The 18,422-nt window shown below is 76.0% G+C and carries 14 protein-coding genes; 5 read left to right on the forward strand and 9 right to left on the reverse strand.

Going from position 1 to position 18,422, the window contains the following annotated elements; all coding sequences use genetic code 11:
- Positions 1 to 246 precede the first annotated feature (246 nt).
- From V6U77_RS09405 to V6U77_RS09415, 3 genes are read left to right on the forward strand one after another with little or no spacing between them, the layout of a single operon-like run.
- Positions 247 to 1,302: an AAA family ATPase gene (locus V6U77_RS09405; protein ID WP_334605859.1), complete on the forward strand. Its 1,056-nt coding sequence runs from the start codon at positions 247 to 249 to the stop codon at positions 1,300 to 1,302.
- Between the two features lies 1 nt (position 1,303).
- Positions 1,304 to 2,602 carry a DUF58 domain-containing protein gene (locus V6U77_RS09410; protein ID WP_334605860.1) on the forward strand — a complete coding sequence of 433 codons (1,299 nt, stop codon included), beginning with the start codon at positions 1,304 to 1,306 and terminating at the stop codon, positions 2,600 to 2,602.
- Positions 2,603 to 2,618: 16 nt separating this feature from the next.
- Positions 2,619 to 5,084, forward strand: a complete 2,466-nt coding sequence (locus V6U77_RS09415) for a transglutaminase TgpA family protein (RefSeq protein WP_334605861.1) — start codon at positions 2,619 to 2,621, stop codon at positions 5,082 to 5,084.
- A 290-nt stretch (positions 5,085 to 5,374) separates the two neighbouring features.
- Here the strand turns inward: V6U77_RS09415 and V6U77_RS09420 are convergent, their stop codons facing one another.
- The 9 genes from V6U77_RS09420 to V6U77_RS09460 all read right to left on the reverse strand — a co-directional run bounded on the left by V6U77_RS09420 (position 5,375) and on the right by V6U77_RS09460 (position 16,215).
- Positions 5,375 to 5,770, reverse strand: coding sequence for a DUF3040 domain-containing protein (locus V6U77_RS09420; RefSeq protein ID WP_334605862.1), 396 nt, complete (start codon positions 5,768 to 5,770; stop codon positions 5,375 to 5,377).
- Positions 5,771 to 5,885: 115 nt separating this feature from the next.
- A complete protein-coding gene (locus V6U77_RS09425; protein WP_334605863.1) occupies positions 5,886 to 7,145 on the reverse strand; it encodes a DNA polymerase IV in 1,260 nt (419 codons plus the stop codon).
- A gap of 50 nt (positions 7,146 to 7,195) precedes the next feature.
- Entirely contained in the window at positions 7,196 to 8,347 is a 1,152-nt protein-coding gene (locus V6U77_RS09430) for an alkaline phosphatase family protein (RefSeq protein WP_334605864.1), read from the reverse strand.
- On the reverse strand, positions 8,344 to 9,108 hold the full coding sequence (locus tag V6U77_RS09435) for a class I SAM-dependent methyltransferase (RefSeq protein WP_334605865.1): 765 nt from the start codon (positions 9,106 to 9,108) through the stop codon (positions 8,344 to 8,346). Before V6U77_RS09435 ends, V6U77_RS09430 begins: the two co-directional genes overlap by 4 nt.
- A 59-nt stretch (positions 9,109 to 9,167) precedes the next feature.
- Complete coding sequence (locus V6U77_RS09440; protein ID WP_334605866.1) at positions 9,168 to 9,341, reverse strand: hypothetical protein; 174 nt, start codon at positions 9,339 to 9,341, stop codon at positions 9,168 to 9,170.
- A 99-nt stretch (positions 9,342 to 9,440) separates the two neighbouring features.
- Complete coding sequence (locus V6U77_RS09445; RefSeq protein WP_334605867.1) at positions 9,441 to 12,929, reverse strand: error-prone DNA polymerase; 3,489 nt, start codon at positions 12,927 to 12,929, stop codon at positions 9,441 to 9,443.
- A 357-nt stretch (positions 12,930 to 13,286) separates the two neighbouring features.
- Positions 13,287 to 14,849 carry a DNA polymerase Y family protein gene (locus V6U77_RS09450; protein ID WP_334605868.1) on the reverse strand — a complete coding sequence of 521 codons (1,563 nt, stop codon included), beginning with the start codon at positions 14,847 to 14,849 and terminating at the stop codon, positions 13,287 to 13,289.
- Between the two features lie 28 nt (positions 14,850 to 14,877).
- The gene (locus V6U77_RS09455) at positions 14,878 to 15,678 is read right to left on the reverse strand and encodes a hypothetical protein (RefSeq protein ID WP_334605869.1); all 801 of its coding nucleotides are present in this window, start codon (positions 15,676 to 15,678) and stop codon (positions 14,878 to 14,880) included.
- Between the two features lie 87 nt (positions 15,679 to 15,765).
- Positions 15,766 to 16,215 carry an SAV_6107 family HEPN domain-containing protein gene (locus tag V6U77_RS09460; RefSeq protein ID WP_334605870.1) on the reverse strand — a complete coding sequence of 150 codons (450 nt, stop codon included), beginning with the start codon at positions 16,213 to 16,215 and terminating at the stop codon, positions 15,766 to 15,768.
- Positions 16,216 to 16,708: 493 nt separating this feature from the next.
- On the opposite strand from V6U77_RS09460, the gene V6U77_RS09465 reads away from it, so the two are divergent.
- Complete coding sequence (locus V6U77_RS09465) at positions 16,709 to 17,821, forward strand: EamA family transporter (protein ID WP_334605871.1); 1,113 nt, start codon at positions 16,709 to 16,711, stop codon at positions 17,819 to 17,821.
- A 34-nt stretch (positions 17,822 to 17,855) separates the two neighbouring features.
- Entirely contained in the window at positions 17,856 to 18,344 is a 489-nt protein-coding gene (locus tag V6U77_RS09470) for a YbaK/EbsC family protein (protein ID WP_334605872.1), read from the forward strand.
- The last annotated feature ends 78 nt before the right edge of the window (positions 18,345 to 18,422 follow it).

The raw sequence follows: 18,422 nt of genomic DNA on the forward strand, positions 1-18,422 counted from the left end.
ACGCCCGCGCCGCGGCAGCGCCCCGTCATCATGACCGGCACCGAGGGCGACCGCCGGATCCCCCGACCCGGCGATTATTCGCTGCGTAACCGACCGTCTACCTGCGGGGGTCGGCGACAGCGACAAACATGGTTAGCCTGAGAGACCAGTGAGATTTCTGCGGCAGACGAGGCTTGGCGTCGCGAACCCTATGGCGGGTCCAGCTGCTCTATACAGAGCTGCCGTCCGGCGACGAGGAGGAGGCCCGTGACACAACAGACCTGGGACGAGGTGGGCGGCCGGTTGCCGCACGACGAGTTCCGCGCCGCCAGCGAAGCCATCGTGTCGAACATCGAGCAGGTCATCGAGGGCAAGTCCGCCACCGTACGGCTCGCCCTGGCCGTCCTGCTCGCCGAGGGCCACCTGCTCATCGAGGACGTGCCGGGCGTCGGCAAGACCAAGCTCGCCAAGGCGATGGCCCGCTCGATCGACTGCTCCGTGCGCCGCATCCAGTTCACCCCCGACCTGCTGCCCAGCGACGTCACGGGGGTCAGCGTCTACAACCAGGAGACGCACGACTTCGAGTTCCGCCCCGGCGCGGTCTTCGCCAACCTGGTCGTCGGCGACGAGATCAACCGGGCCTCGCCGAAGACCCAGTCCGCGCTGCTGGAGTGCATGGAGGAGCGCCAGGTCACCGTCGACGGCGTCACCTACCACCTCCAGACGCCGTTCATGGTCATCGCGACGCAGAACCCGATCGAGATGGAGGGCACCTATCCCCTCCCCGAGGCGCAGCGCGACCGGTTCACCGCCCGCATCGCGATGGGCTACCCGGACCCGACCGCCGAGCTGGCGATGCTGGACGGGCACGGCGCCACGGACCCGCTCGACGAGCTGCGCCCGGTCTCCGACGCCAACACGGTGCGGCAGCTGATCGCCCACGTCCGGCAGGTGCACGTCGCCGACGCCGTCAAGCAGTACGCGATCGACCTGGTCACGGCCACCCGCGAGGCCCCCGACCTGCGTCTGGGCGCCTCCCCCCGGGCCACCCTCCAGCTGTTGCGCACCGCCCGCGCGGTGGCCGCCCTGGAGGAGCGCGACTACGTGCTCCCCGACGACCTGCAGGTGCTGGCCGTGCCGGTGCTGGCGCACCGGATCATCCCGACCGCCGACGCCCAGCTCGCCCGCCGCACGACCGACGCGATCGTCTCCGAGCTGGTGCACCGGCTGCCGCTGCCGCACGACCGGGGGCGCTCCCCGTACGACACCCGCCCGCCGGGTGAGGGCAACGGCCGAGCCGCGTACGAGCCGCGGAGGCGGTGACGTGCGCGACGGGCTGCGAGGGCTGACCACCCGCGGCCGTTCGTTCCTCGCGGCCGCGGTCGCGGCGGCGGTCTCGGCCGGCATCCTCGGCGAGAAGGACCTGCTCCGGGTGGCCGTGCTGCTGGCCATCCTGCCGCTGCTGGCCGCGGCCTACGTGGGGCGCAGCCGCTACAAGCTGGCCTGCAACCGGTCGCTGGACCCGCACCGGGTGCCCGTCGGGGCGAGCTCCCGGGTGGTGCTGCGGTTGCAGAACATGTCCCGGCTGCCCACCGGCACCCTGCTGCTGGAGGACCGGCTGCCGTACGCGCTGGGCAGCCGGCCGCGGGTGGTGCTGGAGCGCCTCGGCGCCCACCAGGCCAGCTCGGTGGCCTACACCGTGCGCGCCGACGTGCGCGGCCGCTACGAGGTGGGCCCGCTCGTGGTCCGGATGACCGACCCGTTCGGGCTGTGCGAGCTGAGCCGCGCCTTCCCGAGCACCGACCACCTGACCGTCATCCCGCAGGTCACCCCGCTGCCCTCGGTACGCCTGCCCGGCGAGTACGCCGGCAGCGGCGACAGCCGGGCCCGCTCGGTCGCCGTACACGGCGAGGACGACGCCGCCACCCGGGAGTACCGGATGGGCGACGACCTGCGCCGCGTGCACTGGAAGTCGACCGCGCGCACCGGTGAGCTGATGGTGCGCCGGGAGGAACAGCCCTGGGAGAGCCGGGCCACCGTCGTGCTGGACACCCGCGCGTACGGCCACCGCGGCGACGGGCCGACGGCCTCCTTCGAGTGGGCGGTCTCCGCCGCGGCCAGCATCGCCGTGCACCTGCGCCAGGCCGGCTACAAACTACGTCTGGTCACCGGTTCCGGCGCGGACGTGGACGCGTCCGAGGCGTCCGGTGACGGGGTGCTCCTCGACCACCTCGCCGAGGTGCGGCTCGACAAGAAGGGCGAGCTCACCACCCTGGTGCAGCGGGTCCGGCAACGGTCGGACGGCGGCCTGGTCATCGGACTGTTCGGTTCGTTGAGCACCGCCGAGGCCGAACTGCTGGCCGGGCTGCGGGGCAACGGCGCCACCTGCGTCGGCTTCCTGCTCGACAGCTCCACCTGGCTCAACCTGCCCGCCAGGGCCCGGGCCGAGGCCGACCACGCGCACGGCGCCGCCGCGCTGGCCATGTTGCAGAGCGGCTGGCGGGTCATCGGGGCCGACCACGGCACGCTGCTGCCCGCGCTCTGGCCGCAGGCGGCCCGCGGCTCGCAGGGCTTCGCGCTACGGGCGGCCATGGCCGAGACGGTGGCAGGCGGGATGCGATGAACGGAAGGGTCCCCTCATGATCGCCCACCGGAACCTGGGCTTCGTGGCCGCGGCGGCGACGCTGCTCGCGGCCGCGCCGCTGTCGGCCATCTTCGAACGCTGGACGTGGCTGGTCCAGGCGACCATCGCGGTGGCGGTGGTCGCCGCCGTGGCCGCGCTCACCCGGCTGGCGCGGGTGCCGCTCTGGGGCCAGGCGCTGGGCATGCTGGCCGGTCTGACGCTGGGCCTGACCTGGCTCTTCCCCAGCGGCGCCGAACTGCTGGGCATCGTGCCCACCCCGTCGACCTTCACGCACTTCGGCGAGCTGCTCGGCCGCTCGCTGGAGGACATGCGCTCCTACGGCGTCAAGGTGCCCGACACCGATCCCCTGCTGTTCGTCACGGTGCTCGGTGTCGGCGGGGTGGCCGTGGTGGTCGACGTGCTCACCGTCGGGCTGCGGCGCCCGGCGTTGGCGGGCCTGCCGATGCTGGCGATCTACTCGGTGCCCGTCGCGGTCTACGTGGACAGCGTCCCGGCGGTGCCGTTCGTCGTCGGCGCGGCCGGTTTCCTCTGGCTGCTGGTGACCGACAACGTCGACCGGGTCCGCCGGTTCGGCCGGCGGTTCACCGGCGACGGGCGCGACGTCGACGTCTGGGAGGCCTCGCCGCTGGCCGCCGCCGGCCGGCGGCTGGCGGCGGTGGGCGTGGCGCTGGCCGTGGTGCTGCCGCTGGCCGTGCCGGGAATGACGGGCGGGCTGCTGGACACGCTGGGCGCCGGTTCGGGCAACGGCAACGGCAACGGTCGCCCCGGGCAGGGTGGCACCGGCCGGATCGACCTGTTCGCGGCGTTGAGCGGACAGCTCAACCAGTCCGAGGTCGCCGACCTGGTCAAGGTCACCACGAACGAGCCCAACCCCTTCTACCTGCGCTTCGGGGTGGCCGACAAGCTCACCCCGAGCGGCTTCCGGGAGGGCACCCCCACCGGGCGCCCGGTGGACGACCTGCCGGCGCAGTCCGCGCGCGGCGTCGAGCAGCGGACGTACCGGGCCACGGTCGAGGTGACGAAGAACCTCTCCATGCCGCTGCTGCCGGTCTACACCGAGCCGGTGCGCACCGAGGACCTGAGCGGAAACTGGGCGTACGACCCGAGCCTGCAGGTCGTCTTCTCCCAGCGGGAGAACTCGCGCGACAAGCGCTACTCGTTCGACTACGTGCGCTCGGCGTACACACCGGCCGCCCTGCGGCGCTCCCTGCCGCTGCCGGCCGACCACGCCGTACGACGCCTGCATCCCACGCCGCCGCCGGTGCCCGAGGTGGAGGAACTGGTCTCTTCGCTGGTGCGGGGCAAGGACACCGAGTACGACAAGGTCCGCGCGATCTACGAGCACTTCTCCTCGGACAACGGGTTCACCTACTCGCTGAGCACCAAGGGCGGCACGAGCGGGCGGGAGATCGTCGACTTCCTCGACACCAAGGTCGGCTTCTGCCAGCAGTACGCCGCCGCGATGACGTGGCTGGTCCGGGCCGCCGGCATCCCGGCCCGGGTGGCGTTCGGCTTCGCCAACGGCAGCAACTCCGACAACGGCACGTACACCCTGACCAACCGGAACCTGCACGCCTGGACGGAGGTCTACTTCAACCAGGTGGGCTGGGTGCCCTTCGACGCCACCCCGGCCTACGGCGTGCAGGGCTCGACCCGGTCGGTCTGGGCGCCGGACACCGACGCCCCGGAGGAGGCGACGCCGGACGCCGGCCCGTCGAGTGCCCCCGGCGACACCGACCCGTCGGCCGGCCCGGCGGGGCCCGAGGGCCCCGAGGAGGACGCCGACTCCGGCCTGGCCCTCGATGGCCAGGCCCCCGTCGAGCAGGCTCCGGTCTGGCCCTGGTACGCCGCCGGCGCGGTGCTGGCCCTGCTCGCTCTGCTCGCCCTGCCGGCGCTGCGCCGCACGGCCCTGCGCCGGCGGCGCGGTGCTGCGGCGGCGCCCGCCGCGGCGGCGGTGCCTTCCGGAACCGTCGGTGACGCGCCCGCCGACGGGCGGCGCATGGTGGTGCTGGCGGACGCGGAGCGGGCGCGGGCGGACGCGCACGCCGCCTGGGACGAACTGCTCGACACGCTGGTGGACTACCGGGTGCGGGTGGACCGCACGGAGACGCCCAGGGCGACCGCCGACCGGCTGAGCCGGGAGGCGCTCACCGTCGACGCGGAGGCGACCACGGCGGTACGCCTGCTCGGGCGCGCCGAGGAACGCGCCCGCTACGCCCGTGATCCGCTGACCGGCGAGCAGCTCCTACCGGCCCTGCGCACCGTACGCGCCGCGCTCGCCACGCAGGCCGACCGGCGTACCCGCCTCGTGGCGACGGTGCTGCCGCCGTCGGTGCTGCTGCGCTGGCGCACGGGCACGGCCGAGGCGTCGTCCCGGTTGGTGGCGGCGGGCGGGCGGGCCCGACACCGGCTGCTGCGCTGGAGCCCTCGCCGGCTGCTGGCCGGCCGGCTGGCGCGCTGACCGACGGACGAACGGGCCGGTCGGGGGCACACGCCCCCACCGGCCCGTCGTGCGTTCACGCGGCGGTGTCGTCACGCCGAGATGGGCGCCGGTCCCCGGGCCCGGGCGTCGCGGGAGGGCGCGCGGAGCGGCCACCACTCGGGGACGGTGACGCTGTGGTGCCGCGGCCGAGGATGACGGTGTGCGGGCGGAGACGTGCGGGCGGGGACGTGCGGAACCGTCAAGGGCCGCCGGGGTGTCCCCGGCGGCCGACGTGTCGTCGCGTGGCCCGCCTCAGCGGCGGGGCGGGCTCAGCGGTGCCCCTCCGGGCGCTGCCGCCACCGGTCCTCCATCCGATCCAGGATCGAGGGCCGACGACCCGACCGGCCGCGGGGGCGACGACGGCTCGTCGTCCCGCCCACGACGTGCAGGTCCGGTGACTGCGAACGACGATGCGACTGCACCGCGAACGCGGCCGAGGCCAGCATGACGACGAAGCCCGCCACTGCCAGCGGCGGAGTCTTGATCACCGCGCCGTAGACCAACAGGGCCAGCCCAGCGATCATCACGCCGGCAGCGACGAGCAGGCGACGCCGCGCGTGGAAGCGCGGATCGCTGGCGCGCACGGCCGAGGCGAATTTGGGGTCCTCGGCAAGCGACCGCTCGATCTGCTCGAACAGCCGCTGCTCGTGCTCCGAGAGCGGCACGGCACTCCTCCCCGGTCACGTTGGTCGGCCCGGTCGGGCCGACAGACCGTGGCAGCCAACCGGCTGCTTACCCGCAAGTCTACGAGGGCCCCCGCGCGTCGGAAAGCGGGACGACCTACGGCCGGGGAGGATTTTCATTTCGTCGTCCCTCGCGGGCCCCCAGCAGACTGGCCGGACCTATGACGGACCGCCCGAAACGGGCAGCCGCGGCGTCGGCGGCGGCCTCCGCCTCCCGCCAGCCCCGCTCGGGCGCACCGAGGGTGAGCTGACGTGGGGTCTCCCGCGCCGCGGCGAGCCCCTCGACCCGTACGCCGACCAGCCGGACGGGTTCACCCGGGTCGAGCGCGGTGTAGAGCGCCCAGACGGTGTCGAAGATCTCCCTGGCGACGTCGGTGGGCACGCCCGCCGTGCGGGAGCGGTTGACGGTGCGGAAGTCGGCCAGCCGCACCTTGAGCGACACGGTCCGCCCGACCTGCCCGGCCCGGCGCAACCGGACGCCGACCTTCTCGGCGAGGGCGAGCAGCGCCCGGCGGATCTCCAGCGGGTCGACGACGTCGACGTCGAAGGTCACCTCGGCGCCGATGGACTTCTCCGCGTGCTCGGGGCTGACCCGGCGTGGGTCGCGCCCCCAGGCGAGTTCGTGCAGGTGGGCGGCGGACGCCTCGCCGAGCGCCTTGCGCAGCATGCCGACCGGGGCCTCGGCGAGGTCCCCGATCGTGGCCAGGCCCAGCCGCCGCAGCGTCTCGGTGGAGCGCTCCCCCACCCCCCACAACGCCGACACCGGCAGCGGGTGCAGGAAGTCGAGCACCCGGGCGGCCGGGACGACGAGCAGTCCGTCGGGCTTGGCGCGGGTCGAGCCGAGCTTGGCCACGAACTTGCTCGGGGCGACGCCGACCGAGCAGGTCAGCCCCTGCTCACCGGCGACCCGCTCCCGGATGCGGCGGGCGATGGCGGCCGGCGGGCCGAAGAGCCGGCGGGCGCCGGCCACGTCGAGGAACGCCTCGTCCAGGGAGAGCGGCTCGACCAGCGGGGTCATGTCGCGGAATATCCGCATGACGGCGGTGGAGGCCGCCGAGTACTGCGAGAAGTCCGGTGGCAGGTAGACCGCGTGCGGGCAGAGGGCCCGGGCCCGCGCGGTGGGCATGGCGCTGCGCACGCCGTAGCGCCGGGCCTCGTAGCTGGCGGAACTCACCACCCCGCGGGGACCGGTCCCGCCGACCACGACGGGCCGGCCGCGCAGCTCCGGCCGGCGGCGGACCTCGACCGAGGCGAAGAAGGCGTCCATGTCGACGTGCAGGATCGGGCAGCCGGCATCGTCGGCGTCCGGCCCGAACCGGGGATCGCCGCCCCGGGGCAACGACTGGCTGCGACCCATCCCCGCAGGCTAGCCCGGGCCTGTGACATCCCGGCCGGACGGGCGGCCGGTCAGCCGCGTACGACCAGCAGCGGGATCGTCATCTCGGCCGCCGTGTCCGCCCCGTGGTACGCGACCAGCCGGGAGACCGCCGGCGGCTCGGACCGGGACGCGGTCACGGCGTACGTGCCGTTGCAGATCACCACCACGTCGCCGATGCGCAGCAGGTGCTCCTCCGCCACCGGACCGAACCAGCCGTCGGCCACCACCTCGTCGCGGGTACGCACCCTGGCCGCGTCGCCGAGCACCGCCGACCAGGTGGCCACGACGTCGTCCAGGGCGCCGGGGGTGACGTGCAGGTAGCGGACCCGCGGTTCCCCGGCCACCACCCGCAGCCCGGCGCGCAGCCGGGGGTCGGTGTCCAGGTCGACGCGGTGCCCCGCCGGCACGTCGAGCTGGCCGTGGTCGGCCGTGACCAGCAGCGCGGCGTCGGGCGGCAGCCCGTCGACGAGTCGGGCCAGCAGCCGGTCCACCTCGGCTGCGGCGATCCGCCAGGGCGCGGAGTCGACGCCCGTGAGGTGGCCGTGCCGGTCCAGGTCGGGGTGGTAGCCGGAGACCAGGGCGGGCCCGGGGCCGGCGGTCAGGGCGGCGAGCATCCGTGCGCCGAGCGCGTCGACGCCGGCCGCGCCGAGGTAGTCGCCGCCCCGGTTGGCGGCCAGCGTCAGCCCGCTGCCGCCAAACTCCGGCCGGCTCACCACCGTCACGGCGATCCCGGCGGCGCGGGCCCGCTCCAACTGGGTGCGGACCGGCTGCCAGCGCAGGGGCGCCGGGTCGGCCGCCCACTCGATGTGGTTGAGCACCCGGTCGGTCCCCGGTACCCGCACGGTGAAGCCGAGCACGCCGTGCGCGCCGGGGGCGGCGCCGGTGCCCAGCGTCACCAGGCTCGTCGGCGTGGTCGACGGGAAGCCGGAGGTCAGCTGCCGGCCGGCGGTGGCCGCGAGCCCCGCCAGGGTCGGCGCGTACGGCGCGGCGGTCGGGATCTGGTGCCAACCGAGACCGTCGACGAGCAGCACCGCGATCCGGCGTACCCCGGGCAGCGCGGCGCGCAGCCCGAGCGGGTCGGAGGCGCCGGGCACGCCGAGCACGGCGAGCGCGGCGGGCAGGACGTCGGCGAGGCTGGCGTCGCCGTAGCGCGGCCCGACGATCTCCAGCGGGCCGGTCACGGCCGGCGGGCGAACAGGTGCAGTTGGGCCGCGAGGTCCCGCCAGGGCGCCCGTGCGGCCAGCGCCCGCTCCAACTCGACCAGGGCGGCGGGCTGCCCGTCGGCGACGGCTGCGGGCAGGAGGTCGGCGAGCACGCGTACACCGTGGATCTCCTCGACCACCAGCCCGGCGGCGCCGAGCAGCGCGGCGGCGCCGTCGGCGTCGTAGCGCCGGCGCAGCGTGTCCCGGCTGCCGGCGGTGCCCGCCGGCTCGGCGGCCAGCGCGGCGGCGACGTCCAGGTGCCCGTTCATGGCCCGGCCGAGCACCGCGGCGGCGCGGCCGGCGACCAGCACGCTCGCGGCGCCGCCCGGGCGCAGTGCGGCGGCCAGCGCGGCCACCACCGCCGCCGGGTCGTCGACGACCTCCAGCACGGCGTGGCAGAGCACCAGGTCGGCGCTGCCCGGCTCGACCAGGCCGGCGAGCGCGTCGCCGTCGCCCTGCACGGCACGCACCCGCTCGGCCACGCCGGCCTCGGAGGCCCGGCGGGTCAGTGCGGCGAGCGCGTCGGGACTGGCGTCGACCACGGTGACCCGGTGCCCGGCCTGGGCCAGCGGCACGGCGAAGCCGCCCGTGCCGCCGCCGACGTCGAGCACGGTCAGCGCGGCGCCGGCGCGGCGCTCCAACTCGGCGCGCAGCACCGACCAGATCACGGCGGTACGGGGGGTCAGCGGCGGCCCGGCGAGCCGGCCTGGGGTCTGCTCCACCCGGTCGAGCCTAGTCACCCCGTCCAGCCGTGCCGAGCCGCACCGCGGCGACCCGGCCGGCTCCCCGACGGCGTCGGTCAGGACTCGGCGGTGGCGGGGTCGTCCTCGGCCCGCGACCGCAGGGCGTTGGCCACCGGGCCCTCGACGATCTCGTACTCACGGGGCTCGGTGTGGTGGCTCGGGGTCCAACCGGCGTTGAGCCGGGTCCGCCGGGAGTTCGCCACCCCACCGCTACGGTCGTTGTTTCCCATGATCGTAAGTCCCCCTCGTGCTCGCGCGGGCCACTCTGCCCGCGCGAGCTGCAGTGTCCCTCCATCGGGCGCGGAAAACCGTAATCTGGATCACTGCCGTCACCGGAAGTCGCGCGAGGCGGGGCTGACCGGGGGCTCGATCGCGTCCAACCGGTCGGCGGTGAGGTTGATCACTCCCTCGTTCCGCTGCAGCCGCCCCCGCACCACCAGCGCGGCGCTCGTGCGGGCCACCCGCCGGTAGCGCTGCCACAGGCCCGGGGAGCAGGTGACGTTGAGCATCCCCGTCTCGTCCTCGAGGTTGAGGAAGGTGACCCCGCCGGCCGTCGCCGGCCGCTGCCGGTGGGTCACGATCCCGCCGACCCGGATGCGCCGCCCCGGTTCCACCCGGCCGAGCCGGGCGATCGGCACCGCGCCGAGGGCGTCGAGCCGGGGACGGATGAAGCTCACCGGGTGGCTCTCCGGGGACAGCCCGGTCGCCCAGACGTCGGCCACCAGCCGCTCCACCGCCTCCATCCCGGGCAGGGTGGGCGCGGTGGCGCCGGTCACCGTGCCCGGCAGCCGACCCGGCCGGTCCTGGGCCGCCGCGCCGGCTGCCCAGAGGGCCTCCCGCCGGGACAGCCCGAAACAGGCGAAGGCGTCCGCGGTGGCCAGCGCCTCCAGCTGCGCGGCGGAGAGCCCGACCCGCCGGGCCAGGTCCGGCATGTCGCGGTACGGCCCGTGCGCCGCCCGTTCCGCCTCGATCCGCTCGGCCACCCCGTCGCCGAGGGTACGCACGCCGGACAGCCCGAGCCGGACCGCGGGACCGCCCAGCCCCCAGGCATGCGGCGGCTCCCCCGGCACGCTGCCCCACCGGGTCTGCGGGGTGGATTCCAGCACCGCCAGGGCGCCGCTGGCGTTGATGTCCGGCCGGCGCACCTCCACCCCGTGCCGGCGGGCGTCGTCGACGAGGGTCTGCGGCGAGTAGAAGCCCATCGGCTGGGCGTTGAGCAACGCGGCCAGGAACGGCCCCGGGTGGTAGCGCTTGAGCCAGGAGCTGGCGTAGACCAGGTAGGCGAAGCTCATCGCGTGGCTCTCCGGGAAGCCGTAGCTGGCGAAGGCGGAGAGCTTGCGGTAGACGTCGTCGGCCAGCTCGCCGGTGATGCCCCGCCCGGCCATGCCGGCGTAGAGCCGGTCGGCGACGCGGGCCATCCGCTCGGCGGAACGCTTGGCGCCCATCGCCCGGCGCAGCTGGTCGGCCCCGGCGGCGTCGAAGCCCGCCAGGTCGATGGCGAGCTGCATCAGCTGCTCCTGGAACAGCGGCACGCCGAGGGTCTTCTCCAGCGCGTTGCGCATCAGCGGGTGCGGGTAGGTCACCGGCTCCTGGCCGTTCTTGCGCCGGATGTACGGGTGCACCGAGCCGCCCTGGATCGGGCCGGGCCGGATCAGCGCCACCTCGACCACCAGGTCGTAGAACTCGCGAGGCTTCAGCCGGGGCAGGGTGGCCATCTGGGCGCGGCTCTCCACCTGGAACACGCCGACCGAGTCGGCCCGGCAGAGCATGTCGTAGACCTCGGGGTCGTCCAGCGTCATGTCGCCGAGGTCCAGGCTCATCCCGATCATGTCGTAGCCGTAGTGCAGCGCGGAGAGCATGCCAAGCCCGAGCAGGTCGAACTTGACCAGGCCGACGGCGGCGCAGTCGTCCTTGTCCCACTGCAGCACGCTGCGGCCCGGCATCCGCCCCCACTCCACCGGGCACACCTCGATCACCGGCCGGTCGCAGATCACCATGCCGCCGGAGTGGATGCCCAGGTGCCGGGGGAACGTCTGCAACTCGTTGGCGTACGCGACCACCTGCTCGGGAATGTCCGCCACGTCGACCGTGGCGACCGACCCCCACCGGTCGATCTGCTTGCTCCAGGCGTCCTGCTGGCCGGGCGAGAACCCGAACGCCTTGGCCACGTCCCGCACCGCCGAGCGGGGCCGGTAGGAGATGACGTTGGCGACCTGCGCGGTGTGCTCCCGGCCGTAGCGGGCGTAGACGTGCTGGATCACCTCCTCCCGGCGGTCGGACTCGATGTCCACGTCGATGTCCGGCGGGCCGTCGCGCTCCGGGGCGAGGAAGCGCTCGAAGAGCAGCCGGTGCCGGACGGCGTCCACGTTGGTGATCCGCAGCGCGTAGCAGACCGCCGAGTTGGCCGCCGAGCCCCGCCCCTGGCAGTAGATGTCCTGCTCGCGGCAGAACGTGACGATGTCGTAGACCACCAGGAAGTAGCCGGGGAAGCCCAGCTCCTCGATCATGTTCAGCTCGTGGTCGAGCTGCGCGTACGCCCTCGGGTGCGCCTCGGGCGGGCCGTAGCGCTCGCGGGCGCCGGCGTGGGTCAGGTGGCGCAGCCAGCTCATCTCGGTGTGCCCGGGCGGCACCGGGTACGCCGGCAGCCGCGGCGCGACGAGCTGGAGGTCGAACGCGAGCTCGGCGCCGAACTCGGCGGCCCGCGCCACCGCGCCGGGATAGGCGGCGAACCGGGCCGCCATCTCGGCGCCACCGCGCAGGTGGGCGGTGCCGGCCGCGGGCAGCCAGCCGTCGATCTCGTCCAGGCTGCGCCGGGCCCGCACGGCCGCGACGGTCGTCGCCAGCCGCCGCCGGCCCGGGGTGGCGTAGTGCACGTTGTTGGTGGCCACCGTGGGCAGGCCGGCCGCCGCCGCCAGCCCGGCGAGCGCGTCGTTGCGGTCGGCGTCCACCGGGTGCCCGTGGTCGGTCAGCTCCACCGCCACCGTCTCCGCGCCGAACAGGGCGGTCAGCCGGTCCAGCTCGCGGGCCGCCGCGTCCACCCCCTCGCTGAGCAGCGCCGACGGCACGTGCCCCTTGCGGCAGCCGGTGAGCACCAGCACGTGGTCGCGCAGCTCGGCGGCGACCTCCTCCAGGTCGCCGTAGACCGGGCGGCCCTTCTCCCCGCCGCGCAACTGGGCGCGGGCGATGGTCGACGCCAGCCGGGCGTACCCCTCGTGGCCGTGGGCGAGCAGCAGCAGGTGCCGCCCCAGCGGGTCGGGCTCGCCGTTCTGCGGGCCGGGCAGCTCCAGGGAGAGCTCGGCGCCGAAGATGGTCGGCAGGTGCAGCGCGCGGGCCGCCTCGGCGAAGCGCACCACCCCGTAGAAGCCGTCGTGGTCGGTGACGGCGAGCCCGGTGAGGCCCAGCCGGGCCGCCTCCTCGGCCAGTTCCTCCGGGTGGCTGGCGCCGTCGAGGAAGCTGAAGTTGGTGTGCGCGTGCAGCTCGGCGTACGGCACCGCGCCGTCGGGGCGGGCCACCTCGGGCGGCTGGTACTGCTCCCGCCTGCGGCTCCAGGCGGGAGAGTCGCCGCCGTCGGCATCCACGGCCAGCGGGTCGACCACGTGCAGGTGCCGCTCGTCGCGCACCCGGCCGTCCACCCCGCCGCCGGCCCGCCCCTCCCCCTGCCCGCCCGCACCCGCTCGACCCACACCCGCACGCGGCCGGCCCTCGCCTGTCGCCCCCGCACCCGGCCGACCCGCGCCCGCACGGCCGGTGCCGGATTCCCGGCCGGAGAGCACGCGCTCCAACTCCGACCAGGGCAGCTTCGGGTTGTGGAAGCTCATCAGAGCACCTCCGGGCGGGCAGCCGGAGAGATCTTGGAGAGTTTCGGCCCCTGGAGGGGCCGAAGCTCTCCAAGATCCGAAAGCCGACGTCCGGCGGTCCCGTCAACGGGACAGCTCGACAGCGCCGGCAGGCAGGCCGGCAAGGCTTCACCCCACCCGGACCGGCCCGACGGCAAGGCATCCGACCGACCCGACGGCAAAGCATCCGACCGATCAGACCGGCACGCCGGCACAGCTTCACCCCACCCTGCGCGGCCCCCAGGCAGGGCACCCGACCGGCCGGACCGACGCGCCGGCAGGGCATCGGGGCGAGCGGGTCGGCGGGGCGGGTGTCGACCGGTGAGCGTGGGTGGGCGCTCAGTCATAGATCGCCTCCACCAGCCACCGCCCCGCCTCGACGGCGAGCAGCAGGGCCGTGCCATCGGCCAGGCAGACCTGGAAACGGGCCCGGCGGCGGGCCTCGGCCGGCGCCCACCAGCGCTCGTCGACCGGCCACGGACCGGCCCAGCCGACGATCTCGACCGGCCGGGCGGCGCCCACTGTCAGCCGGGCCGGCTCGGCGCTGACCTGGAGTCGCGCGCTGACCTCGACCGGCTCGCCGGCGGCGTCGTGCACGACCGCCGCGAGCGGGTCGGGCAGCACCACGGCCGGTGCGGGCGGCGGCAGTCGGCCCGGCCACGGCGGCGGGACGGGCCGGGCCGGAAGGCGTTCGTCGCCCCACGGCACCAGGCGCACCTGGTCGGCGGGGGACCGCCCCCCGCCAAGCACCGCGGTGACCACCGCCTCGGGACCGAGGATGCCCTGCACCCGGCTCAACGCCCGGTGCGCGCGCTCCCGATCCTCGCCGGTCTCCCCCCACAGGCCGGGTTGCAGGCCGGCCTGCGCCACCACCCCGTCCGGGACCAGCCGCAGCCGGATGATGCCCGCCGTCGGGCGGGTCGGGCGGGTGCCGGCCCGGCCCGTGCTGCCGGACAGCCAGCCGTCGAGCTGCCAGCGCACCCGGTCGGCGATGGCCGCGGTGGTGAGCAGCCCGTCGTGCCGCCAGACCCGGTGCAGTTCCTGGCCGTGCGCGGTGACCGCCTCGATGCCGAGACGGGTGCAGGCCAGCCCGTGCGCGGCGAGCCGGTCGTGCAGCCGTTCGGCCAGCGCCCGGGCGGCGAAGGCCGCCGCGTCGACCCGGTCGAGCGGCTCGTCGTGGTCTGCGGTGACCGCGAGGTCGGCGGGGGGTTGCCGCACCGCGAGCGGACGGTGGTCCCGCCCGGCCGCCAGTCGGTGGGCCAGCGCGCCGTCGAAGCCGAACCGGGCCAGCACGTCGCCGGCGGGCAGCGCGGCGAAGTCACCCAGGGTGCGTACGCCGAGTCGGCGCAGCAGGTCGGCCAGGGCCGGGCGGCCGAGCGCCTCGACCGGCAGGTCGGCGAGGAACCCCGGTGTCCCGCCGGGCGGCACGACCCGTCCGTCGCGGGCGGCCAGCCCGGCGGCGAATACCCCGTCGGCGATGCCGACCTGGCTCTCCACCGCGCAGGCCTGGGCGACGTGCTCGACGATCCGCTCGGCGGCCGCCTCCTCGCCCCCGAGGTAGCGGCTCGGCCCCCTCGCGGCCACCGCGCACGCGCCGGGGCGTACCACCTCGACGGCGGCGACCAGTTCCTCGACGGCGGCGACCACCGGCTCGAACGCCCGGGCGTCCCGCCCCGGGTCGTACTCGACGGCGGTGAGCTGCGGGCAGCGGCCCTGGGCCTCCCGTTTGCGCAGCCCCCGGCGCACCCCCTCGGCGCGGGCCCGCTCGGAGCAGGCGACCACCCGGTTGGCGTGCAGCACGGCGACCGGGTCGGTGGCCGGCACCCCGTCGACGATCTCCGCGGCGAGCACCGGCCAGTCCGGGCACCAGAGCAGCAGGGTGCGCGCGGGCGCGGCGCTCACGCGGGACCGACCGGGGTGGAGGCGGCGGTCACGTCGGCGCGACCAGGGCGAGTGCGGCACGACGGGACGGGTCGATGGGCGCGGAGGCGGCGGCCGGGACGACCGGGCGGAGCCGGCCCGCTGTCGACCGGCCGGTGGCGGAGGCCGCGACGGCGGGAGCGGAGCGGGGAATGACCCGGGTGAGCCCGTCCCCGGGCAGCCAGACCTTGATCTCCTTGGGGCGGGCGGCGGCCCCGCGGCCCCGCGCGGAGACGGTGACCTCGCGGCGGCGCAGCCGACCTCGCCCCTGCCCGAGCCCCTCCCAGGCGCCCCGGACCACCTGGAGGGTCACGTCCGCGCCGTCCCACCGCCCGTACGGGACGAGGACGCTGCCGCGCTGCCGGGCCCGGGCGGCCAGCCGGTTGGCCACCGAGGCGGTGACCGCCGCCGGCACGGCGGTCACCACGACGTCCACCCCGTCGATCAGCGCGGCGATGACGGTGGCCCACTCCGGGCCCGGGTGGGGCACCAGGGCGAGCCGGTCCAGGGCGATGCCCAACTCGGCGGCGGCGCCCGCCCCGAACGTCGGGACGCCGACCACGGCGCACCACGAGCCGGCCCGGGACGCCTCGGCGAGCAGCGCCAGGACCAGCGAGGTGCCGCCGCTGCGCCGGGGCTGACCGGTGGCGACCGCAATCGTGCTGCCCCGCCGCAAGCCCCGGTTCGGCAGCAGCCCGGTCAGTTCCGGGGCAACCGGCAACACCCGGTGACCGGCCGCCGGGTCTGGGGCGCTCGCCGGGCGCACCAGCCCGGCCAGCGCGGCGGAACCGACCATCATCCGGCCCGCCATCGGACCTACCCCCCGTCGTGCTGTCGGATCAGACGTGCGCGTGGCGCCCCGGGCTGCGGTCACGGCCGGGCGGCCGGGCGACTCGGGTCAGGCCGCGAGGCCGTCGAGCGCCGGTTGGTGGGCCACGCCGAGCGCGGCCTCCACGACCGTGACGAACTGCTCGGCGGAGCGCAGCAGGTCGTCGGCCTCCCGGGCGGTCACGACCCGGGGGATGCCGGCCTCGGCGGCGGCCCGCTTGCCGGCGCCGAGGGCGAAGAACCGGGCCCACTCGTCGAGCTCGGGGGCGACGCCGGAGAGCAGGATCCAGACGCTGGTGACCCGGTGGCGCCGGGCGGGGGCGGGACGCGCCCGGGCGGCGAGCACGGCCGCGGCGGCCCGGAGCGCGGCCAGGTGGGCGGCCGCGTAACGGAGGCCGTCGGGGCGGGTCTGGGCAGCCTCGGCCAGCCCGCGCCGGGCCACCGCGAGGAGCTGTGCGGGGGTGCGGTGCGGCAGCACGTGCGCCGGCACCGTCGGTGCCTGAGCCGGGTTGGTCGGCATGGGACTGTCTCCTCCACGGGGCCGAGGCGCCGCCCCGGGAGACGGCGCTGGGCCGCCGGCGGGACGCCGGGTCGAGTGGTGCGGAGGAAGACGCACCGATTGGGTGGCCGGCCGGGTGTGGACGCTTCCCCACACCACACCCGGCCGGCGTTACCGGCGGGTTCGTTGCCCGCCGCCCCGGGGGCGGGGGGGGCGGGCGACGCTCCTGCCTGACGGGTCCGGACTCGCGACTGCCCGGGACCCAGGTGCGGCCCGCGGAGCCGCACCGCCCGGGGCCGCGCCGCGAAACACCGCCCCGGGCTGTTGGAACGGGCGTTCGAGGCAATCGAACACTCGTTCTAACTGCTGCTGACAGTACACCCCCCCTCCGACGAAAATGCAACGTGTGACGCGCGGACCTCGGACGACGTCCCGGCAGGTGCCGGCTGCGGGCGCACGCCACGCGCCGCGGCGGTCAGCGCCGGCGAGGGACCGCGGCGGTAGCCTCCGCCCCGTGACAACCCCCCGCCCCGCCCTCGGGGTCGCCATGGTGCTCACCTCGGCCGGGCTCTTCGCCGTCAACGGCACCGTCTCCAAGCTGGTGCTGCGCGCCGGCCTGGACGCCCCGCAGCTCACCCTGCTGCGCGCCGTCGGCGCCGTCACCGGGCTGCTGTTGCTGAGCGTGCTGCTGCGCCCGGGCGTCCGCCGGCTCCGGGTCACCCCCGGCCAGCTGCCGCTGCTGATCGGGTACGGGCTGGCCGGGTTCTTCGCCGTACCGATGCTCTACTTCGTCGCCATCTCCCGGCTGCCGGTCGGGATCGGGCTGCTGTTCGAGTACACCGCCCCGCTGCTGGTCGCCCTCTGGGCCCGCTTCGGTCAGCGCCACCGGGTGCGTCCGCGGCTCTGGGCCGGCCTGGCGCTGAGCCTGGTGGGCCTCGGCTGCGTGGCCGAGGTGTGGGGCGAGCTGAAGCTGGACGGTCTCGGGGTGCTCGCCGGACTCGGCGCCGCGGTGTTCCTCGCCGTCTACTACGTGCTCGGCGCCCACGGCGCGGCGCGTCGGGACACGTTGTCGCTGTGCACCTGGGCGTTCGGCGCCTCCGCCGTGGCGGGCCTGCTCACCCGCGCGGTCACCGTGGGCACCGGCGGCTGGGAACCGCTGGCCGCCGACACCGACGGGGGCGTGCCCGTGGCGCTGCTCTGCGGGTACGCGGTGGTGCTCGGCTCGATCGCGCCGTACCTGCTGGTGGCCGGGGCGATGCGGCACCTGCCCGCGACCAGCGTGGGGATCATCGGCATGGCCGAGCCGGTGCTCGCCTCGGCGGTCGCCTGGGTCGTGATCGGCCCCGGTGAGGCGCTCAACACCGCCCAGCTCACCGGCGGTCTCCTGGTGCTGGCCGGCGTCGCGCTGGCCGAGACGGCCCGGGTCGCCCCGGCCCCGACCACCGCACCGCCCGCACCGCCAGCGCCGGACGGGCCGCCCGCACCGTCCGAGCCGCCCGCACCGGACGGGCCGGACGGGCCGGACGGGCCGGACGGGCCGGACGGGCCGGACGGCGTCGCGCTCCCGCCACCGGTCGGCCGGACGTCACCGCGCCCCGCCCGGTCGGCGCGCGGCACGGCCGGCTGAACCACCGACCGGGGCACCGGGAAGAATGGCCGGCATGCAGCCACACCCGAACGTGCGGGCGGTGCAGGAAGCGCTCGACGCCGCGGGCGTCCGGGACGCGTCCGGCGCGCCGAGCCTCGTCCGCCTGCTGCCCGACGCGGTCCACACCGCCGCGGCCGCCGCCGGGTCGCTCGGCGTAGGGGTGGGCCAGATCGCCAACTCGCTCGTCTTCGAGGCCGACGGCGCGCCGCTGCTGGTGCTCACGTCCGGGGCGCACCGGGTGGACACCGCCGGCCTGGCCGCCTCCGTCGGGGTCGGCCGGCTGCGCCGGGCCACCCCGGAGTTCGTCCGCACGCACACCGGGCAGGTGATCGGCGGGGTCGCTCCGCTCGGCCACCCGCGTCCGCTGCGCACCCTGGTCGACACCGCCCTGGGGTCGTACGACGAGATCTGGGCGGCCGGCGGCGTGCCACGGGCGGTCTTCCCCACCACCTACCCGGAGCTGCTGCGGGCCACCGGCGGCCTGCCGACCGCAGTGGCGTGAGCGAGCGGAGCGAGCCGACCATGCGGCACAGCAGCGAGGCGCCTCGCGCCGCCGTCGAGCGCGGCGAGGCGGTGGTGG

Origin of the sequence: Micromonospora sp. CPCC 205546 (genome assembly GCF_036902715.1) — a bacterium.
Lineage (GTDB): Bacteria > Actinomycetota > Actinomycetes > Mycobacteriales > Micromonosporaceae > Micromonospora.